This window comes from Planktothrix sp., assembly GCF_046067725.1.
Taxonomy (GTDB): domain Bacteria; phylum Cyanobacteriota; class Cyanobacteriia; order Cyanobacteriales; family Microcoleaceae; genus Planktothrix.
In genome coordinates this window covers 1-19,552 of record NZ_JBJUDF010000210.1, presented here as the reverse complement: position 1 = coordinate 19,552, position 19,552 = coordinate 1, and the positions used below count along the sequence as shown (strand labels likewise).

The following is a 19,552-nucleotide window of genomic DNA, read 5'->3' as shown; positions in this document are numbered from 1 at the left end:
CCGATTTAGGGAAGGAAGAGTATTTTAAGAACTAAGAACCAATATTCAAAATAAATTTATAGGAGCCATCAGTTACCGTGAGCCCAGCTAAAAGTCAAACGCCACAGGAATTAAACGCTGAAGTTGCTCGTTTAAACGAAGAGCTACAAATGCGAGAGCAGTTAATTCAACAGTTATCTCAAGAACTATTCCGTTTGGTGAAAGGGGATGCTAACTTGTTACCAGCCCCAGACCTGGCTGAACGTCATCAAGCCCAAATGGTGGCTTTACGAGAACAACTGCAAGAGATGGAACAGCAAGTTAAGTTTTATCAAGAACAAATTGCGGAACGGGATACAGAAGTTTATCAACTCAGACAGTCAGTTCAGGAGTTAACAGATCGTTCTCGGATGTTGGAACAAGTGGTTCAAGAGTTACCCGGAGTCTACCGTCAGAAGTTCTCAGAACGTCTGAATGAAGTGATGGAAAAAGTAGAATTACTCCAACGGGAAAATAAACAACTTCATGCGGAGTTACAAAGTGTTAGCTATCGTTTAGCTCAAAAAAGTCGCCGTCCCAGTGGGTTGGATCTACCCAGTTTTCAAAATCGCGGTTCAGGTTCTGTGGATGTTCCCAGTTTGGGTAATGCTTGATTATTGATGGACTCGTCAAACCCAGATCAAATTTTAAATTTGAGAGGCTATTCTGATTACAGGATAGCCTCTTAAGTCTTGAGTAGCAATTTTTTGATTGCTGGCATCACTGAAAAAAATCATCAAAACTGCACCCTAAGTTTACCTGATGTGAATTCAACAATTAAGCTGTATTCTAATCTATTGTTAATGACTTTTGTAGAGTCGGCTACCACCGAGTAAAGTTAAACCGACTAAAGCTAAACCAGCTAAACTACCCGGTTCAGGAACAGAAACTCCACCTTTGAGCGCAACACCATCATTACCACATTCTACGAAAATACTAGCCATGTAGTCATAATTTCCGTCAGCGAGTCCTAAATCACCTTTTTTGAAGCTAAAACCGAGGGTTTGAGATCCTGTAGCGTTGAAGAATCCGAAGTCAAGTCCTTGATTTTTTAACTCTGTAGACGTCAGACTTTGAATACTACCCAATTGATTCGCACCAGAGTCAATCACATTTAGAATTGTTCCTTGACCAAAATAAGTATAAGCTGCTGCTTTTGTAGCCAAGTCAGTGCCTTGGGTGTTAGCTTTATCAAATCCCGAATTGTAATATTGTTGTAAGCTACTGTAGCCGTGATTAACACCTGTAACGCTGGCTCCTTGAACGTTACCATATAACCCTGTGGTGGTAACTTTGGAGTCATTGGTTCCCGCAAAACGAACTCCAAATAAGCTTCGTTGACTACTAGCCGTTGTAAAGTTTTTGTTAGTAAAGTTTAAAAATAAATCACCCCAACCAATATTTTTATCCATCGCTCCACTGTTTGTCACGCCAGCTATAGGCATTCCACCCGTTAAAGCAACCAAAATACTATCAGTTGTTTCTTTAAGAGCAATTCCTCTAATATTATAGGACTCACCACCGGAACCATCGCTAAAGGAATCAATTCCATAATTCCATTCATTGTGTAGTTGTCCCGCCATCGCCGGAAAACTGCTCATAGAGATTAAGGAAAGACTAGCTACTGTTGTTCCAATTAATTTTTTCAAGGTTGAGGTTTTCATGGGTTAACTCCTGTAGAATCACGATCAAGTTTAAGCGGTAGCTTCTATGTTTTAAAGATAATTTTTTTCATATAAAGATTCAATGCTTAATCTTTGTAAAATTTGTAAATTGATTGTAAAGATAGCAAGCTTTTCAGTATAGATTTTTGTTGGTTTGTGCCGCAAAAATACTTTTAAATGGGGAGAACCCAGGATAAATAGCTATACAATAGTAGAATCAATTTTTTTACTTTACAACAATTATTAAATTCAATAAAAGCAGTAGAAAAACCACCTTTGGGTTAGTTAGGAAAAAATCTTTATAAAAAGATGAACAAAGTGACAGAGTTTGCTGGATTCACTCCGAAGTCCTAACTCTAATGAGTAGCCCTATATCTGTATCGGCAAAAAGTTTAGCTACAACGCCGTGATTTTGGTATAATCAGAGTTTGGCTAAAAAATTTTAACTGTTTCACCCTAAGCGCAAGAAACGTCATGGAAATTACGATTGAAGGTCAAAAACGGCCAGAAGGCTCTAAACCCAATGCTTTACGTCGTCAAGGATTAGTTCCGGCGGTGCTGTATGGTCATCAAGGCGCCGAATCGATTAACATTACCATTCCCACGAAAGTCGCAGAAACCCTTCTGAAACGGAACGTGGTTAACCATACTTTAATTCAACTAAACGTTCCTGATCTGTCTTGGAGTGGTAAAACCCTGCTGCGGGAAGTCCAAAAACATCCCTGGAAAGGCTTTCCCTATCACCTGAGCTTCTTCTCCGTTGCTCAACAAGAGAGTTTAACCGTTTCTATTCCTCTGCATTTCGTCGGTGAAGCCGCTGGGGTGAAATTAGAAGGCGGTCTGTTAGATGTTGTCCTCTCTGAATTAGAAGTCGAATGTGAACCGGGTAACATTCCTGAACGGATTGATGTGGATGTTGCTGATTTACACCAAGGTCAAGCTCTGCATATTAGAGAACTCAACTTACCTGCGGGTGTCAAAGCTACTGGAGATGCAGAGCAAGTGGTTGTTAGTATTATTCATCCTGAACGGGGTGATGAAGGCGGCGTCGAAGGTTAATTTTAGAGAGCAGGGGGAGAAGAGGAGAAGGGGAGCAGGGGGAGCAGGGGGAGCAGGGGGAGAAGAGGAGCAGGGGGAGAAGAGGAGAAGAGGAGCAGGGGGAGCAGGGGAGAGAAGGGAAGAGAAGGGGAGAGAAGGGAGAAATGATGAACTCCTATGGCTTTCCCTACACATCCCACTCCGCACTCCGCACTCCAGACTCTGCACTCCGCACCCCACACTCCGCAGCTTAATGAATAATTTCTGCTAATTTATGGTGTTGAGATTCGCTTAAGCGGGGGCCGTGAATTTGCACGACTTGGGAACCGAGATAATTTCCCCAACGGGCTGCTTGTGCGGTGGTTAAGTTGTTGGTGAGTCCGTATAATACTCCCCCTGCAAAGGCATCTCCGGCTCCAACGGTATCAACGGGTTTAACGGGGAACCCGGCAACGTGAATCAGGGTTTGATTTTCAACCACTAAACAGCCTTGATCACTATTAGTAATAAAAACCTGGTTTACTTTCTCTCCTAGCTGAGAAGCACAAGCTTCTAAATCTTCAGTTCCGCAGAAGTGGCGCACCTCATCGGCATTGCAAAACAAAACATCACAATACTCCGTTAAAAGAGCGCGAAAATCATCTCCAAACCGTTCGACTAAAAACATATCGGAAAAGGTAAACGCCACTTTCACCCCTAGCCGTTTCGACTGTTCCATCGTTTGAATACTGGCTTGACGAGGTTCGGGTGCATCCCACAAATAACCTTCAATATAACTGTATTGACATTGGCTCAAATGATCAACATTAATATCCGTGACTGATAAGGTGGTGGAAACTCCCAAATGAGTGCACATCGTACGTTCTGCGTCAGGGGTTGTCAATACCAAGCAGGTTCCCGTTGGCCCTTGGGTGGTGTCAGCAGGTTCGATTTCAAATTGAATTCCAGCCGCGATCATATCCTGTTGATAAAATTCGCCATTGGTATCTGCGCTGACTTTACCTGAATAAATTCCCGTCCCGCCACTTTGAGCGATCGCCATCATGGTATTAGCGGCGGAACCTCCACAACGTAATTCTAAAGGATGGCTCTCCAATTGTTGTAACAATTTCCCCTGTTTAATAGTGTCCATTAGGGTCATTGCTCCTCGGTTGAGGTCATGGGTTTCAATAAAATTATCCTCAACTAATGCCAAAATATCGAGGAGGGCATTTCCAACACCAAAGACATTAAAGGGTTTGGGTTCTGTCATTGACTTTATCGATAAAACAAGTTGAACAATTCAATGATTAATGCTATCAAATTTTTGTAACTTTTATTTTCAATTTCGGAAAAATCGCTTTTTTCTCAGAGATAATAAAAATAAAATGGTAGTTTATTGTTTTTCCCTTGTAATTCAATTCGGTTTGATCAATTTGTGTTATGACTCACTCTACACTTCCTCCCTTGATTCAACAAATGTTAGAACCGGATTTTTATCCTCATCCGGTACAAGAACCCATTGAACTTTTACAAACCCATATTTCCTTTATTTTATTAACCGGAGAATATGCTTATAAAATTAAAAAAATAGTTGATTTTGGATTTTTAGATTATTCAACGTTAGAAAAACGTCGCTATTTTTGTGAACAAGAATTACGCATGAACCAGCAGCAAGCACCCGACTTGTATTTAGAGGTTTTACCGATAATAGAAATTGGCGATCGCTTTCAATTGGCAGAAAAAGAAGAATCCGGTATAGAATATGTCTTAAAAATGCGTCAATTTCCTGAAGAAAATTTATTTATTAATTTATTTACACAGGATAAATTGACAACGAAAGAAATGGAAGCGTTAGGAAAAGTAGTAGCTCAATTCCACCAAAATTGTCCAACGAATCATGATATTCTTAAATGGGGAGAAATTACTCAAATTCGTCATTCTATTGATGGGAATTATCAAAAAACACAAAAATATATCGGCTGTTGTCAAACCCAAGAACAATATGAACAAACGAAACAATACACAGACAGCTTTTTTGAAACTTATCAAGCGGTGTTTCAAAGCCGGATTGATCATCATTGGATTCGAGAATGTCATGGGGATTTACATTTAAAAAATATTTGTCTGTATCAGAATAAAATTTTACTGTTTGATCGAATAGAATTTAATGAAGAATTTCGCTTTGTGGATGTGATGTATGATGTGGCTTTTGTGGTGATGGATTTAGAAGGACGAGGACGCGCGGATTTAGGAAACCGATTTTTAAATACTTATATTGAACAAATGGGAGACTGGGAAGGATTACAACTTTTACCCTTTTATTTAACTCGTCAAGCTTATGTTAGAGCTAAAGTCAATTCACTAATTTTAGATGATCCTGCGGTTTCTGAGGAACAAAAAGAAATTGCCAAACAAGAAGCGATTCAATATTATAAATTAGCTTGGCAATATACCCGAAGATCTTCGGGGGGAATTGTGATGATGTCCGGGTTGTCAGGGTCAGGAAAAAGCACAACTGCTCGCAAATTATCCAAACGATTAAATGCGATTCATATTCGTTCCGATGCGGTCAGAAAACATTTAGCTCATGTTCCTTTATATGAACCGGGAGGAGAAGAAATCTATACTTTAGAAATGACAGAAAAAACCTATCAACGATTATTAGAGTTAGGATTATTATTAGCAAAACAAGGATTTTGGGTGATTTTAGATGCTAAATATGATCAACAAGAACAACGGGGAGCCGTCATAGAGACCTGTAATAGTTATCAATTACCTTTACAAATTATTGAATGTACAGCACCGATGGATATTTTACAAGAACGTTTACAACATCGTCAGGGAGATATTGCTGACGCAACAGCAGATTTATTAACCTCTCAGCGCGCCAAAGCCCAACCGTTTACAGATGATGAAAAGAATTATCTAACTACGATTGATACTACTCAAAATATTGATAATCAATGGAAAAAATTATAATAAAATTGTCTAAAAGTCTGTTTTTTGTATTTTAATCTATAGTTTTATAATGATAAAATTAAGAAAAAAAACGCTTTTAACAATCTCAGGACTTTTCAGTTTTATTTTATCGTTAATTTTAGCGATCGCTTTTTTAGTTCCACCCACATCGCCCCAACCCATTGTGATTATTCCCCATGAAATTAGAGGCGTTTGGTTAACCAATGTTAGTAGTGGTGTGTTATTTTTTCCTTGGGGAATCAATCGTGCGTTACATCAATTATCAGACCTGAAATTTAATACCATTTATCCCGTTGTTTGGAACCGAGGAGTCACATTTTATAAAAGTGCAGTCGGAAAGCGAGTCATCGGTCGTTCTCAAGATTCTTTATTAAATTTAACCCAATTAGGAGGAGATATTTTATCAAAAATTGTTACGGAAGGACATCAAAACGGATTAAAAGTTATTCCTTGGTTTGAATATGGATTTATGGCTCCTAAAAATTCAGCCATTGTTCAACGCCATCCTGACTGGATTGCTCAAACTTTAAAAGGAGAAAAAGCTTTAAATAATTTCAAAAATTCTGAAGATGTTTCTTACCAAACCCAGATCAAAAATTGGATTTTTAATCAAATTTTAGACTGGATGACGATTGAAAATGTCTGGTTAAATCCTTTACATCCAGAAGTTGAACAATTTATTGAAGATTTAATCTTAGAAGTGGTGATCAAATATAATATTGATGGAATTCAACTTGATGATCATTTTGGTCTTCCCGTTGAATTTGGTTATGATGAATATACCATTGAACTTTATCAAAAAGAACATAAGGGTCAATCTCCGCCTAATAATTCTTATAATCAAGAATGGCGAGACTGGAGAGCGAATAAAATTACTGAATTAGTGCAACGGATTGTTAAAAAAGTCAAAGCGATTAAACCGGATTGTATCATTTCCTTATCTCCCAATCCCTATGAATATACTTATGAAATGTATTTACAAGATTGGTTAACCTGGGTCAATCAAGGATTAGTCGATGAGATTATTTTACAAGTTTATCGTGATAGTATGACTAAATTTATTTCTGAATTAAATCATGAATCTGTTCAAACCGCACGACAAAAAGTTCCGGTAATTATTGGGTTATTAAGTGGAACATTACGTCATCCAGTTCCGATGGAGCAAATTGAAAAACAAATGAAAGTTGTCCGCGATCGCGGTTTTGATGGAGTCTCATTTTTTTATTGGGAAACCCTGTGGAGTTATTTTACTCCAGACTCGCCTCGATATCGTCGTAAAACCTTTAAAACCTTATTTTTAGATTAATATAAGTTTTTAGCTAGATTCAGATTGATCTAAACGCTTTTGCCATTCTGCATCAATTTGAGGAGAATTTTTAATTTCTTGCTCTAATATTACATTTTGTCGTGCGGAATGTGGGCTAAAAGCGCGATCATGTATTTTTGAGTAAAAGTTAAAATTAGTGATTATGGATTTCAATTCAAAATTTTTTCGAGCCATTCTCGTTTGACCTGATGACCACGTTCCATTTTATAAACTTCAGACCGTGCATAAGCTAGGGCTGCTGCGGAATATTCAGAGTCTCTATCAATAAGTCGAAAAAGCTCTTTTTGGCGATTTTTATAACGCTTTCTCATTGTAGGATCTGTAATTTTTAAATAGAGACTTTCCATATCTTCTATTAACAAACGAATGTTTGTAGCCAATTGCTTGCGATCGCGTACAAATTCTTGATAATTAAGATGATATACCTGAATAGAAATCTCTGCTCTTTCATATTCTCTCGTACCGGGAAGTTTTGCAGGAATAGGTTGACCATTGGGGCGAAAATTGAGTAGCTTCCAGTCCTCTGGATCAATTGGATCAAGAAGATCCACATCTTCCATGTCCAAATTGTCTACTTCTTGCCTAGCTCTAAAAGCTCCAGAAATGGGAAAGCGATCCCACTTTCCTCCGTTTGTATTGTTTGTTGTATCAACACGGCGCTGATTGCACAACTGACAGGAGTAGCGATAATTACGCCAATCAAATGCAAGCCACCAATAGCCTTCGTGGTCAGGATCTTCATATACTCGATTTTTAGGACGAAAGTGATCAACATCCTTATTGGAACCTGGATTTAAACTCTCTGAGTACCAACATTTGCTATTACGGAGTTTAGCTAAATAGGGAGCTAAATCTCGCCAGATTTTCTGGCGTGAACTCTTATCTAATCCTTCCGAAATCGCCTTCCTTCTTGCGGCACGAATGTCTTCGCCAGCCAATCGAGCTTTTTGTTCGGCACATTCTATTTCTTGTCGTAGCTCATTAAGGGCTTTATCAGCCTTTGCGTGCCATCCATCGGGAATTTCTAATTGGTCAATATCGATCCAGCGCATTAGTTAATGCCCTCTGCCTCTAATTCTGCTAGGACTTCTTCGAGGACTTCACGAGCAATCCGATCAACCTCTTCTCGTCGCTCTGGACTGAGGAATCGAGTACCAGCCATCAAATCACTGTATCTACGACTCCAGGCACGGATAAATGCTGCATAGTATGGATCACTAAATGCCTTTTGGAATCCTGCATCTTCTAAACGTTTGTTTATTTCTTCAAGTTCTATAGCTTCCTCTGGAGTGAAAGAACCTTCCTTAGCGATTAAGCGAACCTTCGTGTCTAGGTCGGCAAGTGTTTCCTCATCCAGATCGCTCCTCATTCCAAACATCTCACTTGTAAGGATGCCAGTAAATCCAAGTCCACGTGGATTAACTGTTGGCTGTTCCCATGTGCAAGCACCTGTTTGCCAATCTCGTTTGAGAAGGTGAATTTGCTCTTTAAAGAGACTGGCAATGACTAAAGGATCATGAGTTGACATAAGAATTTGGCTTGTTTGTTGTTCTTCTGACTCATTAGAATTCTCGCTCATTACACGAGTAAGGAGTTTCAGGTAATCTACGCTCCAATGAGGATTGAGATGTGTATCAGGTTCATCAAGTAGTACCAAAGACTGATGAGACTTCGTGAAGCGCATTAAACCCAATACCATGAGTAGTTGTTGCTCACCTTCACTTAACTCGTGAAATGTAATTGCCACTTGCTCTGTATTTGTTGCCTTTACACGCACCTGAATTTTTAGATCGTAAATCAATTCTGAGAAATCTATACTTTCCAGAGCGAGGAAAAATGTTCGGGCATTTTTGTATTCCGCAGCCAAGGCGTGTAAGCTCTGTAAGTCGGGTAGAAAAAAGTAGTAATGTTCCTCGCCCTTTGACTTATATCCCTCACTTACCTTTTGTTTAATCACCATTGGAGCGATCGCAAATCGTCGGAGTCGCTCCATAACACGTTGCATAACACCACGTGCGCCCCAAAATTCAGTAGCCTGCCCTGATTTTGCCCATCCAGGCTTACGAATAACGAATAGTGCCGACTCAAAGCCAACAATTCGCAGTCTGTCTTCAAGAAATTGGCTGATAGCAGGATCTTCTTTATGAAAAAATGCTAATAAAACATATTTTGCATGATGGTTTTCGGCACAGAAAAAGCGACGCTTCTCTAAAAGATTAGCAAGAGTCTCTGGATCATCAGATTTCGCGTCTAGCAAGCTATTGTAGTGAGCTTGATTCATTGGCAAGAAATGATCAGCCAAGCGATTTGTCGGTCCCGAATAATAACCGAAGACAAACCGGGGTAATGGAAGCTTGTTTCTAGAAATCTTTACGAATTTTTCCCGTTCGTCGTTGCCCTTCTGAAGGGGACTCATTTTTAGCAGGGGGCTTCTCATCTTTCTGGGATTCCAAGAAATATCGACTATTTGTTCATTTATTTCATAACGTAATCGATAGCCTCTCATTGTTTCTTTAATCCATGTAGATCCCTTTGACCATTCATGCAAATCACGAAAGATAATGACTAAGGATTCAAACAAGTTAGATTTTCCTGTACCGTTCCAGCCAAGAATGATGTCTATGCTATGAGACGGGTCGAAGCGTACTGTATAGTCAGTCAAGTTTTTGAAATCCTCCAACCAAAGATCTATCAACCGAAAACGTCCGTTTTCCGAGATTTGATTATCTATATCTTTAGCGATTGAGCTTTGTTTTTGTGGGGGACGTTCTTGTCTTGAATTCTCGAAAGCAATCCGCACTTCAGGAGTTGCCCGTAACGCCTCATAAAACTGCACAACTTCTTCTGCTTGGCATCCTGCTTGATCAAAAAGTTGGTGGGCATCTGCTTTGTCTCCTAACTGCTTAAATGCAGAGCGGATGGCTTCTACATAATCGTCTAATGATTGTCGCATAGAGGTTGTTTGCTTTTTTTTATTGTTATTTTTATTGTTAGTTATACGGCGGAGATTTCGTTTTTTCTGTTGCTCAGAGTCTATATGCCTTTTCTCAGACTTAATTCTCTCTAGAAGTACAGACGCTGGTTCATCAGTGGGATCTTGTGGTACCAACTCGCCACAAAATGCTTGAGATAGCAAAGCAGACGTTATGTGTTCAACTTGCATAAGGACATTGCCGCATCGGGTTTCAATGCAATCGGCGTAAGCCAACAAATTTGTGGCCCGCCGAATAGTTTCTTGTTGTTCTTGAAGAGTCGGTAGTGAAAGCTGGAGTGAAAGTAGGATTTGCTGATTCAAATTAACCATTGTTGAACCTACAGCAGCAGTTTCCAAAGCTTTGACGGTAGTAGGACTAGACAGGAAAACTTGAAGGTAGTCAGGTAGAATTTGCGATCGAACTCTAAGAATTATGGAACCTGTACCGCAAAGCCAGCCCTCCTGTTCTGGTTTTACAACGGCGCAACGCCCCATGACACCACGTCGCGCAATAATTACATCTCTAGCCTTAAGCCTAAACTCTGATAACTCTTGTGCTTTTTTAGGAGAAACTGCCATTTCAAACGAATGGGTGATTTTTCCATCATTTATGTGCATCGGATTTACAACTGGAACCTCTCCACGTACATAATCTGACTTATGTAAAGCACTTCCAAAAGGCCCTGTCTTTATTTCTGACAAAATCTCAGATAGAGAAACAGGTTGTCTATTTGAAAGATCAGTGCTTGCACGCCAATCATCTGTTAACTCTCCTGATATTGCAGCAGTAATAACAGCTTGTCGAAAACGTTGGAGAATATGTGACACACGCTCCAAACGATCGCGACACGCATCAACCCGCGCAAACAATGAATCGAGCTTATCAGCAATCCGTTTTTGTTCATTGAGGGGAGCAAGTGGAATGCTAATTGCTGATAACTTTTTTGCATTGACATTAGATACGGCAATTCCTGCTGAGGCTTCAGAAATTTGCTGCCAGTATTCAGCAGATTGAAGGAAATATGCAATGTACCTTGGCTCAATATTATTGGAAGGAACGAATCTAATAAGATATGACGCGAACACTGTCGGGAATGGAACATTTTTAATCAAGGTACTAAAACCGACAGAGCCAGAACGTGATATTAAAATGTCATTCGCTTGAATTTGATACTTATCAAGATCCGAGGGATTATCCTGACAATATGGAACTGAGTCCCAATCAATTTGACCTTTTGTAATGTCAGTTGTGCGTAGAAATCTTACAGAACCTTTATTTGTGGCTCTGGCTGTCCAACCATATTGACCACTACCGCAAATACTTCCAAAGTTAGTTACAACCCAGTGCTGTGGAAGATTAGTCACTGCTCAACCTCCCAATCTTCAACCTGCAACCCCTCAACACGCCGGAACTCTTGTGTATTGTGTGTCACCAATATTAGATTATTTGCTAAGGCGATCGCAGCAATTTGTAAATCATAAGCTCCAATGGGTGTTCCTTTAATTTCTAACTGCGATCGGATCACTCCAAAAGTTGTAGCGGCGAGATCATCAAAGGGGAGCGAGACAAACTGATCCAAGAAGGCTTGCTGTAGAGCAAAATTTCGTTCGGGATTAGCACTTTTCATTGCTCCAAAACAGAGTTCTGCCTTAACAATTGAACATACCGCTATCTCCTGAATCGCAACTGACTCAAGTTTCTGCTTTAAGTTTAAATTTCTGCCTTTCAAATAAATAATACAAAGATTTGTATCAAGAAGATATTTCATTCCAGGGGTTCGCGTTCAGGTTGTTCGTTTTGAGGATGTCTAATAAAGGAGTCGTCCTGAATACATCCGTAAAACTGTGAAAGCGGTGTTGCTTCCATTGGTTTAGGTAGGCTAGTTTGATAAACAATGATCACCTCGATATCCATATTCTGTACATCAGGTAAGCGAACTTTCAAAAAACCATCACTACCGATATGAGATTTTAACTTGATGCTGTGCATAATATGAAGACCTACCTAAAAGTTAATTTCCTCACCTAATTCTTGCAGAATTCCCTGCAACTCGGCGATCGCAGCTTCCAATTCACCTATTGCTTCTTGAGCCAAGATAGCAGGTTCGGGTAAATCATTGTTATCCTCTTCGCTTTCATTCTTAAGCCAGGAGATATCTAAATTATCCCCACGTTCAGCGATCCAGTCACGGGAAAATTTTCTAAAGCGTCCTTCCTCTCCAGTATCAGTACGTTTAGCTAAACTAACCGAACTACCCAAGGGATCATCACCAAAGGCTGTTTCAAACTCCTCAAAATGTTGACGCATCAGGGATGTTCGCTTACCAAATTGGGGAGTATTAGCACGCAGGTCATACACCCAAACTTCTTTAGTATTACCTTTTTCCTTCTTCCCACGAGCAAAAAACAATACATTGGTTTTCACACCCTGAGCATAGAAAATACCAGATGGCAACCGCAGAATTGTATGAAGATTGCATTTGTCCATTAAGTCAGTTCGGATCTGTCGTCCCACGTTACTCTCAAACAGCACGTTGTCGGGAAATACAGCCGCAGCGCGACCACCCGGTTTTAAGCCTAGATAAATGTGTTGCAAGAAGCAAAACTGTTTGTTGCTGGTCGGGAAATCAAAATCTTTTCGGTCAGGTAAACCCCCACCTTTTTTGCTACCAAAAGGTGGATTTGTAAGAATTAGAGTTGCTGGCGGTAAGGCTTTTCCATCTGGTGAAAGCGTATCGCCATAATGAATACCTGTGCCTTGCGGATTAAAATCGAGTCCATGCAGCATCAAATTCATTAATGCTAAACGGTGTGTGTCAGACACAAGTTCCATTCCGTAGAAAGTATTGGTGCGATATTTTTCTTTTTGCTTTTTAGTGCAACTATTCAGATTGTTATGTTCTCGAATATATCTATCAGCAGCAATCAGGAATCCACCCGTACCAGCAGCAGGGTCTTGAATGATATCTTCTAAGGTGGGACGCATGACATGAACCATACTGTCAATTAACGGGCGTGGCGTAAAATACTGACCTGCACCAGCCTTTGATTCATTGGCATTTTTTTCAAGGAGTCCTTCATATACATCTCCTATACTTTCTCGTCGCGCATTGTACCAATCAAGCTTGTCTATTCCGTTAACAAGTGTAGAAAGCGTATTAGGTCTATTGATAGAAGATTTAGCATCTGCAAAAATTGCTTTGACAATAACAGAACCATCTTTCTCTAAGTGGTTCAGAAGCTGTTTATAAAATTCAAGCTGCTCAGATTCTGGCTTAGTTTTCAAATCGTCCCAGCGATAACCCTCTGGAATCAGGCTTTCAGTTCCCGTTTCCTTAGCCATCTTGAGAAACAGTAGGTACGTTAGCTCGATCATGTATTGATGAAAGGATATACCGCCGTCCTTAAGGACGTTACAGAGATTCCAGAGCTTGGCAACAATGTCGTGAGTGGCAGTATTCATAAGCTTATATTATACATCTTCTTTAGTCGAAATGAATTTGGGTGAGAGTGAGCGATCGCTTTCACCCAAGGGCTACTCTTCCTTACTCTTCTATTTCCTGTTCTAATAAATCCGTTTCAGTTGTATAAGCTAAATTATCTTGATGAATGACCATTTTTTTAGCAAACTGACGAGCATAATTGAGTTTTTTCTTTAAGATTGAACCGCCTTGAGCTAAAATATTGGCTCTTTTTTGCCGCATTGTATTGCGTTCATTAATCTTGTTATTTTTCCCTTGAATCCAAAAATATCGAATCAAAGGAATGGTTAAAAAACCGATTCCATAAATTAATAAAATTGGATAAATAAACTGGACAAACCCTAAAAATCCGGTTAAATATCCAGCAATTTCAGGTGTTTTTAGTAAACTTCCTAACATTAACGCCCCAATTAAGTTAACCGACCCTAAACCAATTGCCCCTAAAATTTGCCCAGAGGTTGCTAAACTAAATCGCCATTTTCTTTCCTTTAAATAAGTTGTGATCAGTTGAGGTTCTGATTGTTGGGCGGTAGTTTGTAATTCTGGGAAATGATAAATTAATTGCCCATCGGGACTCACTTCGGGTTTGCCATCAAAACGGGTTAAAATCGGTAACATATAATCTTCATATTCTTGAGCGACTAAACTTCCGATTTCATCTAAATAGGGGGTTATTTGTTCAGCAATAATCGATCCTTGTTGATTACGAATTACTTTACCAATCGTTTGCCATCTGCGTTCTTCTAAATTATAATTGGGGTTTCCATCCCCAAACATAAAAGAAAAAACCGCTTCTAAAAAATTCATCTGCTTTTTATCATCTGTGTTATAATTTTCATAGCGTTGATAATTATTATTATCCCAAGAAACGAACCACCACCAATCCGGTATCAACCAACCAACCGGAATAAAACCTCCACCATCGTTTCCACCTGAACTCTCGTTATCTTGACTAGAATTAATAACAACTAAAATGGCAACAATTGCAACTAAAATGAGCAGAATTGATGCAATCAAAATAATTCCAAAAGAAATCCGAATCAGATAAAATAAAACTTTCCAAATTTTTTCCCACCCATCTTTTAACTTCAATTGCCAATATTTATTCCGCAGAATTGCTTTAAAATTTTGGGGAAATGCAAAGGCAATCTCTCCAGATTCAGCGACTTGTAAGTGACCTCCGGCTTCCGATGCAAGAGCTAAAAGTTCCCGTTGGGCAATATTAACCTCGATTCCGGCTTGGGTGGCGACATCACCACTGGTAACACGATAGCCTAATTTTTCAACAGCATTGATGATGCTAGGATTAAGAGTCATTTGTTTCTCCTACTCAACACTCATCCAATTTCATCAGGGGGATTTCCTCTGGTTAATTCTATTATTACTCTTTTTCTGAAAATTGGGTTGTTATTGTTATAGTAAACTGAAGAGAGAAGTCAATCATGGAGAACTTTTAATAAAATGTTAACTTTAGAAACAATATTTGATCAAGCCTTCTATTTAGCAAGATATCCTGATGTTGCGTCTACCGTTGAACGTGGAGAATTTGAGACCGCATTTGATCATTTTCTCTTAGTCGGTCTGGATTCAGGTTATGAACCAAATGCTATATTTGATTCTTTATATTATCAAGAAACTCATCCCGATTTATTACCCCAAATTGAGGAAGGCGTTCTCACCCCGGTTGAACATTTTATTGATTATGGTCAGTTTGAACTCCGTTCTCCCAATCCTTTCTTTGATTCTTTCTATTATTTAGAACAAAATCCTGATGTTAAAGAAGCTTTTTTGAGAGGAGAAATTAACCCCTTTGAACATTTCTTTTTATTTGGACAATATGAAGGACGGAATCCCAGTCTGGCTTTTGATACAAACTATTATCAAACTCGATATCCTGAAGTTTTATCTGATTTAGAATCAGGACTTTATAACACTGTCTTTGAGCATTTTTGGCAGCGACGAGACGAAGGACGCTTAGGAACACCTCCTGCTTTACAAGATGATCTGACTCAAGCGGTTGATCTTGATATTTTGTTAGGTAATAAAACCATTATTGGTTTAGTCACAGATGCTGACCCTGTTGATATTTATCAATTTATAATTCCTAATTATAAAAGTGATTTTAGTGCCATTATGAATCAAATGAAAGCTAATTTAGATTTGGATTTAATTCAAGATATTAATGGAAATCAAGCGGTTCAAAGTGATGAAATTCTAGCAAGCTCTACTAATTTAGGTTTAACCCCCGAATCGATTGTAATGGATTCATTACCCACAGGTACATATTTTATTCGAGTTTCTCAAGTAGAAGGAAGCACGAATTACCTTTTAAATTTATCTGCCACTCCGATTTAGTTTAAACTTGATAGATTTACCCTGATCATCCATAATCAAATCAGCATAAAAAAGCACTTGAATCCAATTTAATCTTTAAGAATTTCTATAAATTCTTTTATTTTTTGTTGATAGCGATCGCCTGCAATTTCAATTACATTATTATGATCAGCCCCCTGAATCCAAAAGGATAATTTAGGGGTTTTGATTGTCTCAAATAAGCGTTTTCCATGACTAAACGGAATAACTTGATCAACGGTTCCATGAATCACTAAAACCGGACATTGAACCGAAGTAATTTTGCGAAGATTGGCAAACCGATCAAAAAAATATAAAGGAAAATCAATTTTAACTCGAAAGGTACTAATAAACGTACTTTCCAGAATTAAACCGCCCACCGGTTGACGCGCCGCTAAATCAACAGAAGGCCCCCCACCCACAGAACGACCATAAACAATAATCCGATTTGAAGGAATTTTTAACTGTTGTGTAAGATAATTATAAGCAGCATCAATCCCTTGATATGTTCCTTGTTCCGAGGGGATTCCTTCACTGGTTCCATAACCTGGATAATCATAGGAAAAAACCGCAAATCCCATCTGATGCAACAGTTCTAACAAAAAACGATTGTCCCCTAAATCTTCAGCATTTCCATGACTATAAAGAATCGTATATTTAGCCTTGGGGTTCGGTAAATATAACGCGGTAATCTTCACTCCCTGTACGGTTTCTAAGGTTAAAAATTCTGGAGTCTGTTGATAACTCGAAGGTGGGGGGATAAAAATTAAGCGTTCTGAATAGAAGTAAGCCCAAACCCCAACGGCGACATAAAGAATGATCAGAAAACGGATCATGCGTTTTAAAGAAAACTCACCAATAACAAAGCGTTTGATCAAAGTCTGGCGGTTCATAATGATCTTTTGGAAGCAAATCGGTTTTCATTCTACTTTTGTAGTTTAATAGGTTTGGTGAACAATTAATAGAGTTAATGGATTGTGAGGAATCACTATGGCATACTATCCTGACGACCTCAAATATTTAGATACCCATGAGTATGTCAGACTTGATGGTGAAATCGCCACAATTGGCATCACTAGCTTTGCCGTTGAGCAACTTGGAGATATCGTGTTTGTGGAATTACCGAGTATCAACGATAAAATTGAGCTAGGAGAACGATTTGGAACGGTTGAGTCTGTGAAAGCCGTGGAAGAATTATTTTCACCGCTCAACGGTACTGTGATTGAATGTAATACAGCCCTTGAAGATGCTCCTGAAATGTTATCTGATGACCCCTATGGAGAGGGATGGTTAATTAAAGTTAAGATTGATGATCCTAGTGATTTAGATCATGCGTTATCAGCCGAGGACTATCAAGGCTTAGTTCAATAACAGTCAAAAACTGTTCAGGGTTTTAGGTGTTTTTAATAGCTGGATTAGAAAAAAAATTAAAACGAGCAATGGAAAATTTATCTTCCCTATCAGTTCCAGAAAATATTACGTTTGAGCAAGCCCTTGAAATCACTCAAACCTTACTCAATAAAATCGAAGAAAAAGGTTTATTTGAGGCTGAAACGGAAAATGTGATCGCTCAATTGATCAACACAAACAATGGGGCAAGAGGATTTTTTGTAATCTATTTAACCGATCCTCGAACCTTCTGTAATCAGCCAACAAATGGGGTAATTAAAGCTTTAAGTAAATCCCCTGAAATGGTATCAGAATTATTGATCAAAAATGCCGCAATGTCAACAGCAATGGCGGTGTATCATCGTCGTCAAAATAATACTGAAATGGAAAACAGTTCTCAACGGGTTTCTCAGCGATCTGTGAATTTAATTCAACAATTGAATTTACCAATTTTGCGATCGCTCATTCAACAACTTCTCGACAATATCCAAACCGGAGAAGGAACTTATCAAGCATTTTTAGAACGTTGGGGATATGATGCAGAACAAAAAATGGCAATCATTAAGGTTTTAAACCCGTTATTATCCACTTTGAACTCACTCTAACTTAACCTAGTTTAAAAAATTAAAAATTGATATGAATTTAACAGAATCCCTCAAAACCCTCGGCTGTTTAGGTAATGTTCTCCTAGAAGCTGATTATGTCCGTTTAAAAGGATGGATCACCAGCTTACGAGGAGAAGCGATAGATGGTTTTAAAGTCATCATTGGTGATCAGGAAATCACAGAATTTAAAATTCAAAAAAATCTTCCGAGTCCTGACGTTCAAAAATTGTTTCCTACTTTACCAAATGCTGATCAAGCTCGATTTTTGATTGATGTTCCTTTAGACCAAATTTCACCGAAACAATATAATACTTTAGTACAATTAATTCCCATTATCCAGGGAGAACCAGCAGAAATTTTATTTAATTTATTGGAATCAACTCTTGATGTTCCTGAAAAAGAAGATCGCTTAGGAGTCGGCGGAAGTTTTAAATTTGTTGCTTGTGATTTCCTCGGACATTTTGTGAATAAAGCTCAATTAAAACCCGATGAATCAATTTTAGATGCGGGATGTGGAGTTGGACGGATGGCTTATTCTCTCGCCTATTATTTAGATGATAACGCTTGTTATGAAGGGTTTGATATTGTCGAAAAATGGATTAACTGGAGTCAATCGGTGATTCATCAACATCGACCTAATTTTAACTTTAAATGGGCTAATATTTATAATAAACGCTATAATACTGAGGGAACCATTAAAGTTGAAGAATATTCTTTCCCTTATTCAGATGAAAAATTTGATTTTGTGTTTTTAACCTCAGTCTTTACCCATTTATATGCGAATGCAGTTCAAAATTATCTCAAAGAAATTTATCGAGTTCTCAAACCCGGAGGACGGTGTTTGTGTACCTTCTTTTTATTAAATGAAGAATCGAAATCGTTAATCAAATCAGGAAAAAGCTCTCAAAATTTAATTTATGAAATCGACGGTTCGTTTTGTTCAGATTTAGAAATTCCTGAAGCGTCAATGGGTCATCCTGAATCTTCAGTTATCCAGTGGATTGAAACATTAGGCTTTACCATTTCAGCTAAATATTATGGTCTTTGGTGTGGACGAAATTTTGGGACTAGCTACCAAGATATGTTCATTCTAAAAAAACCCTAACCTCCTTGTCACTTCAGAAGGACTTACAATTAATTTTTTAAGTCCTTTAGCGTTGGCTACAGGTAGAAAGGCGACAAAAAAATGAGGATAAATTTTCATCTGGGGTTGAAGTTCCGATGCCATAACACGCTCGTTTGCGCCAACTAATAACAGGTAAATGTCCTGGCGGCGCATTTAAGGTAAAATTTAATTCATCATAATAAATCCAACTTTCTTGCTTTCGCCAACCCACTTGATCACAAAATTGGGTATAATTTCCATCTAAATCATAGAAAATTTGCCATTGTTGGGTTAAACTAAATAAACCCTGACTATAATATTCCCAAAGCCAATTTAGGGTGTTTAAATCCGTACAGGGAAATTGTTCAATATCCTCAACCCTTAACCATTTTTCAGCTTGACGTTTCCCAATATATAAAATTAATTGCCAGGTATATTCATCGGCGCTTTTCCAATCTCCATTGGCTAATAATTCAATTAGGGAACTATAATCAATTCCTATTTCTGATAAAGGAGAAGTCTGAGCGATAGTTTGTTCAAAGTTACCTGGGGATACTTGAGCATTTAAAGCTTCTAAATACTGTAAAATCCAGTCTAACAAATGTTGTAAATGTTGTCGTTCTAGGGTCGCTTGTTG

Annotated in this window: 19 protein-coding genes; 8 read left to right on the top strand and 11 right to left on the bottom strand. The window is 38.6% G+C overall.

The genetic code is table 11. The annotated features are described in order from the left end of the window. Nucleotides 1-77 precede the first annotated feature (77 nt). Nucleotides 78-632, top strand: coding sequence for an Npun_F5560 family protein (locus tag ACKPEB_RS12935; RefSeq protein WP_408965343.1), 555 nt, complete (start codon nt 78-80; stop codon nt 630-632). A 186-nt stretch (nt 633-818) separates the two neighbouring features. On the opposite strand, the gene ACKPEB_RS12930 is transcribed toward ACKPEB_RS12935, so the two are convergent. Continuing rightward, a complete protein-coding gene (locus ACKPEB_RS12930; RefSeq protein WP_408965342.1) occupies nt 819-1,682 on the bottom strand; it encodes an XDD3 family exosortase-dependent surface protein in 864 nt (287 codons plus the stop codon). A 474-nt stretch (nt 1,683-2,156) separates the two neighbouring features. Between ACKPEB_RS12930 and ACKPEB_RS12925 the strand changes: the two genes are divergently transcribed. Next, the gene (locus tag ACKPEB_RS12925) at nt 2,157-2,741 is read left to right on the top strand and encodes a 50S ribosomal protein L25/general stress protein Ctc (protein ID WP_408965341.1); all 585 of its coding nucleotides are present in this window, start codon (nt 2,157-2,159) and stop codon (nt 2,739-2,741) included. A gap of 229 nt (nt 2,742-2,970) precedes the next feature. Here the strand turns inward: ACKPEB_RS12925 and ACKPEB_RS12920 are convergent, their stop codons facing one another. Next, on the bottom strand, nt 2,971-3,972 hold the full coding sequence (locus ACKPEB_RS12920) for an adenosine kinase (protein ID WP_408965340.1): 1,002 nt from the start codon (nt 3,970-3,972) through the stop codon (nt 2,971-2,973). A 170-nt stretch (nt 3,973-4,142) separates the two neighbouring features. On the opposite strand from ACKPEB_RS12920, the gene ACKPEB_RS12915 reads away from it, so the two are divergent. Together ACKPEB_RS12915 and ACKPEB_RS12910 are read left to right on the top strand one after the other, a co-directional pair. Continuing rightward, on the top strand, nt 4,143-5,681 hold the full coding sequence (locus ACKPEB_RS12915; protein ID WP_408965339.1) for an AAA family ATPase: 1,539 nt from the start codon (nt 4,143-4,145) through the stop codon (nt 5,679-5,681). Nucleotides 5,682-5,730: 49 nt separating this feature from the next. Then, complete coding sequence (locus ACKPEB_RS12910) at nt 5,731-6,987, top strand: glycoside hydrolase family 10 protein (RefSeq protein WP_408965338.1); 1,257 nt, start codon at nt 5,731-5,733, stop codon at nt 6,985-6,987. 9 nt (nt 6,988-6,996) lie between these two features. Here the strand turns inward: ACKPEB_RS12910 and ACKPEB_RS12905 are convergent, their stop codons facing one another. From ACKPEB_RS12905 to ACKPEB_RS12875, 7 genes are all read right to left on the bottom strand, one after another. Continuing rightward, complete coding sequence (locus ACKPEB_RS12905) at nt 6,997-7,182, bottom strand: hypothetical protein (protein ID WP_408965337.1); 186 nt, start codon at nt 7,180-7,182, stop codon at nt 6,997-6,999. Continuing rightward, the gene (locus ACKPEB_RS12900) at nt 7,158-8,060 is read right to left on the bottom strand and encodes a hypothetical protein (RefSeq protein WP_408965336.1); all 903 of its coding nucleotides are present in this window, start codon (nt 8,058-8,060) and stop codon (nt 7,158-7,160) included. Before ACKPEB_RS12900 ends, ACKPEB_RS12905 begins: the two co-directional genes overlap by 25 nt. Further along, entirely contained in the window at nt 8,060-11,347 is a 3,288-nt protein-coding gene (locus tag ACKPEB_RS12895) for a restriction endonuclease subunit S (RefSeq protein WP_408965335.1), read from the bottom strand. The genes ACKPEB_RS12900 and ACKPEB_RS12895 overlap by 1 nt, the downstream gene beginning before the upstream one ends. Next, a complete protein-coding gene (locus tag ACKPEB_RS12890) occupies nt 11,344-11,751 on the bottom strand; it encodes a type II toxin-antitoxin system VapC family toxin (RefSeq protein ID WP_408965334.1) in 408 nt (135 codons plus the stop codon). Before ACKPEB_RS12890 ends, ACKPEB_RS12895 begins: the two co-directional genes overlap by 4 nt. Next, entirely contained in the window at nt 11,748-11,972 is a 225-nt protein-coding gene (locus tag ACKPEB_RS12885; protein WP_072717862.1) for a hypothetical protein, read from the bottom strand. The genes ACKPEB_RS12890 and ACKPEB_RS12885 overlap by 4 nt, the downstream gene beginning before the upstream one ends. Before the next feature lie 15 nt (nt 11,973-11,987). Then, nucleotides 11,988-13,445: an N-6 DNA methylase gene (locus tag ACKPEB_RS12880; protein ID WP_408965333.1), complete on the bottom strand. Its 1,458-nt coding sequence runs from the start codon at nt 13,443-13,445 to the stop codon at nt 11,988-11,990. 82 nt (nt 13,446-13,527) lie between these two features. Beyond that, nucleotides 13,528-14,781: a hypothetical protein gene (locus ACKPEB_RS12875; protein WP_408965332.1), complete on the bottom strand. Its 1,254-nt coding sequence runs from the start codon at nt 14,779-14,781 to the stop codon at nt 13,528-13,530. A gap of 144 nt (nt 14,782-14,925) precedes the next feature. Between ACKPEB_RS12875 and ACKPEB_RS12870 the strand changes: the two genes are divergently transcribed. After that, the gene (locus tag ACKPEB_RS12870; protein WP_408965331.1) at nt 14,926-15,819 is read left to right on the top strand and encodes a calcium-binding protein; all 894 of its coding nucleotides are present in this window, start codon (nt 14,926-14,928) and stop codon (nt 15,817-15,819) included. 68 nt (nt 15,820-15,887) lie between these two features. Here ACKPEB_RS12870 and ACKPEB_RS12865 read toward each other — a convergent pair whose 3' ends face one another. Further along, nucleotides 15,888-16,709 (bottom strand): alpha/beta hydrolase, encoded by an 822-nt coding sequence (locus ACKPEB_RS12865; RefSeq protein WP_408965330.1) that lies wholly within the window; start codon nt 16,707-16,709, stop codon nt 15,888-15,890. A 97-nt stretch (nt 16,710-16,806) separates the two neighbouring features. Between ACKPEB_RS12865 and gcvH the strand changes: the two genes are divergently transcribed. From gcvH to ACKPEB_RS12850, 3 genes are read left to right on the top strand one after another with little or no spacing between them, the layout of a single operon-like run. Then, nucleotides 16,807-17,187 (top strand): glycine cleavage system protein GcvH, encoded by a 381-nt coding sequence (gene gcvH / locus ACKPEB_RS12860; protein WP_408965329.1) that lies wholly within the window; start codon nt 16,807-16,809, stop codon nt 17,185-17,187. Between the two features lie 26 nt (nt 17,188-17,213). Further along, a complete protein-coding gene (locus ACKPEB_RS12855; protein WP_408965328.1) occupies nt 17,214-17,810 on the top strand; it encodes a hypothetical protein in 597 nt (198 codons plus the stop codon). A 31-nt stretch (nt 17,811-17,841) separates the two neighbouring features. Continuing rightward, nucleotides 17,842-18,915, top strand: coding sequence for a class I SAM-dependent methyltransferase (locus tag ACKPEB_RS12850; protein ID WP_408965327.1), 1,074 nt, complete (start codon nt 17,842-17,844; stop codon nt 18,913-18,915). A gap of 46 nt (nt 18,916-18,961) precedes the next feature. Here ACKPEB_RS12850 and ACKPEB_RS12845 read toward each other — a convergent pair. Beyond that, on the bottom strand, nt 18,962-19,552 hold a 591-nt coding region (locus tag ACKPEB_RS12845), incomplete at its 5' end, for a GUN4 domain-containing protein (RefSeq protein ID WP_408965326.1).

Excerpts from the sequence above, each read along its gene's own strand:
- ACKPEB_RS12930 (WP_408965342.1), bottom strand. The coding sequence starts at position 1,682 with ATGAAAACCTCAACCTTGAAAAAATTAATTGGAACAACAGTAGCTAGT.
- ACKPEB_RS12925 (WP_408965341.1), top strand. The coding sequence starts at position 2,157 with ATGGAAATTACGATTGAAGGTCAAAAACGGCCAGAAGGCTCTAAACCC.
- ACKPEB_RS12920 (WP_408965340.1), bottom strand. The coding sequence starts at position 3,972 with ATGACAGAACCCAAACCCTTTAATGTCTTTGGTGTTGGAAATGCCCTC.
- ACKPEB_RS12915 (WP_408965339.1), top strand. The coding sequence starts at position 4,143 with ATGACTCACTCTACACTTCCTCCCTTGATTCAACAAATGTTAGAACCG.
- ACKPEB_RS12910 (WP_408965338.1), top strand. The coding sequence starts at position 5,731 with ATGATAAAATTAAGAAAAAAAACGCTTTTAACAATCTCAGGACTTTTC.
- ACKPEB_RS12905 (WP_408965337.1), bottom strand. The coding sequence starts at position 7,182 with ATGGCTCGAAAAAATTTTGAATTGAAATCCATAATCACTAATTTTAAC.
- ACKPEB_RS12900 (WP_408965336.1), bottom strand. The coding sequence starts at position 8,060 with ATGCGCTGGATCGATATTGACCAATTAGAAATTCCCGATGGATGGCAC.
- ACKPEB_RS12890 (WP_408965334.1), bottom strand. The coding sequence starts at position 11,751 with ATGAAATATCTTCTTGATACAAATCTTTGTATTATTTATTTGAAAGGC.
- ACKPEB_RS12885 (WP_072717862.1), bottom strand. The coding sequence starts at position 11,972 with ATGCACAGCATCAAGTTAAAATCTCATATCGGTAGTGATGGTTTTTTG.
- ACKPEB_RS12880 (WP_408965333.1), bottom strand. The coding sequence starts at position 13,445 with ATGAATACTGCCACTCACGACATTGTTGCCAAGCTCTGGAATCTCTGT.
- ACKPEB_RS12875 (WP_408965332.1), bottom strand. The coding sequence starts at position 14,781 with ATGACTCTTAATCCTAGCATCATCAATGCTGTTGAAAAATTAGGCTAT.
- ACKPEB_RS12870 (WP_408965331.1), top strand. The coding sequence starts at position 14,926 with ATGTTAACTTTAGAAACAATATTTGATCAAGCCTTCTATTTAGCAAGA.
- ACKPEB_RS12865 (WP_408965330.1), bottom strand. The coding sequence starts at position 16,709 with ATGAACCGCCAGACTTTGATCAAACGCTTTGTTATTGGTGAGTTTTCT.
- gcvH (WP_408965329.1), top strand. The coding sequence starts at position 16,807 with ATGGCATACTATCCTGACGACCTCAAATATTTAGATACCCATGAGTAT.
- ACKPEB_RS12850 (WP_408965327.1), top strand. The coding sequence starts at position 17,842 with ATGAATTTAACAGAATCCCTCAAAACCCTCGGCTGTTTAGGTAATGTT.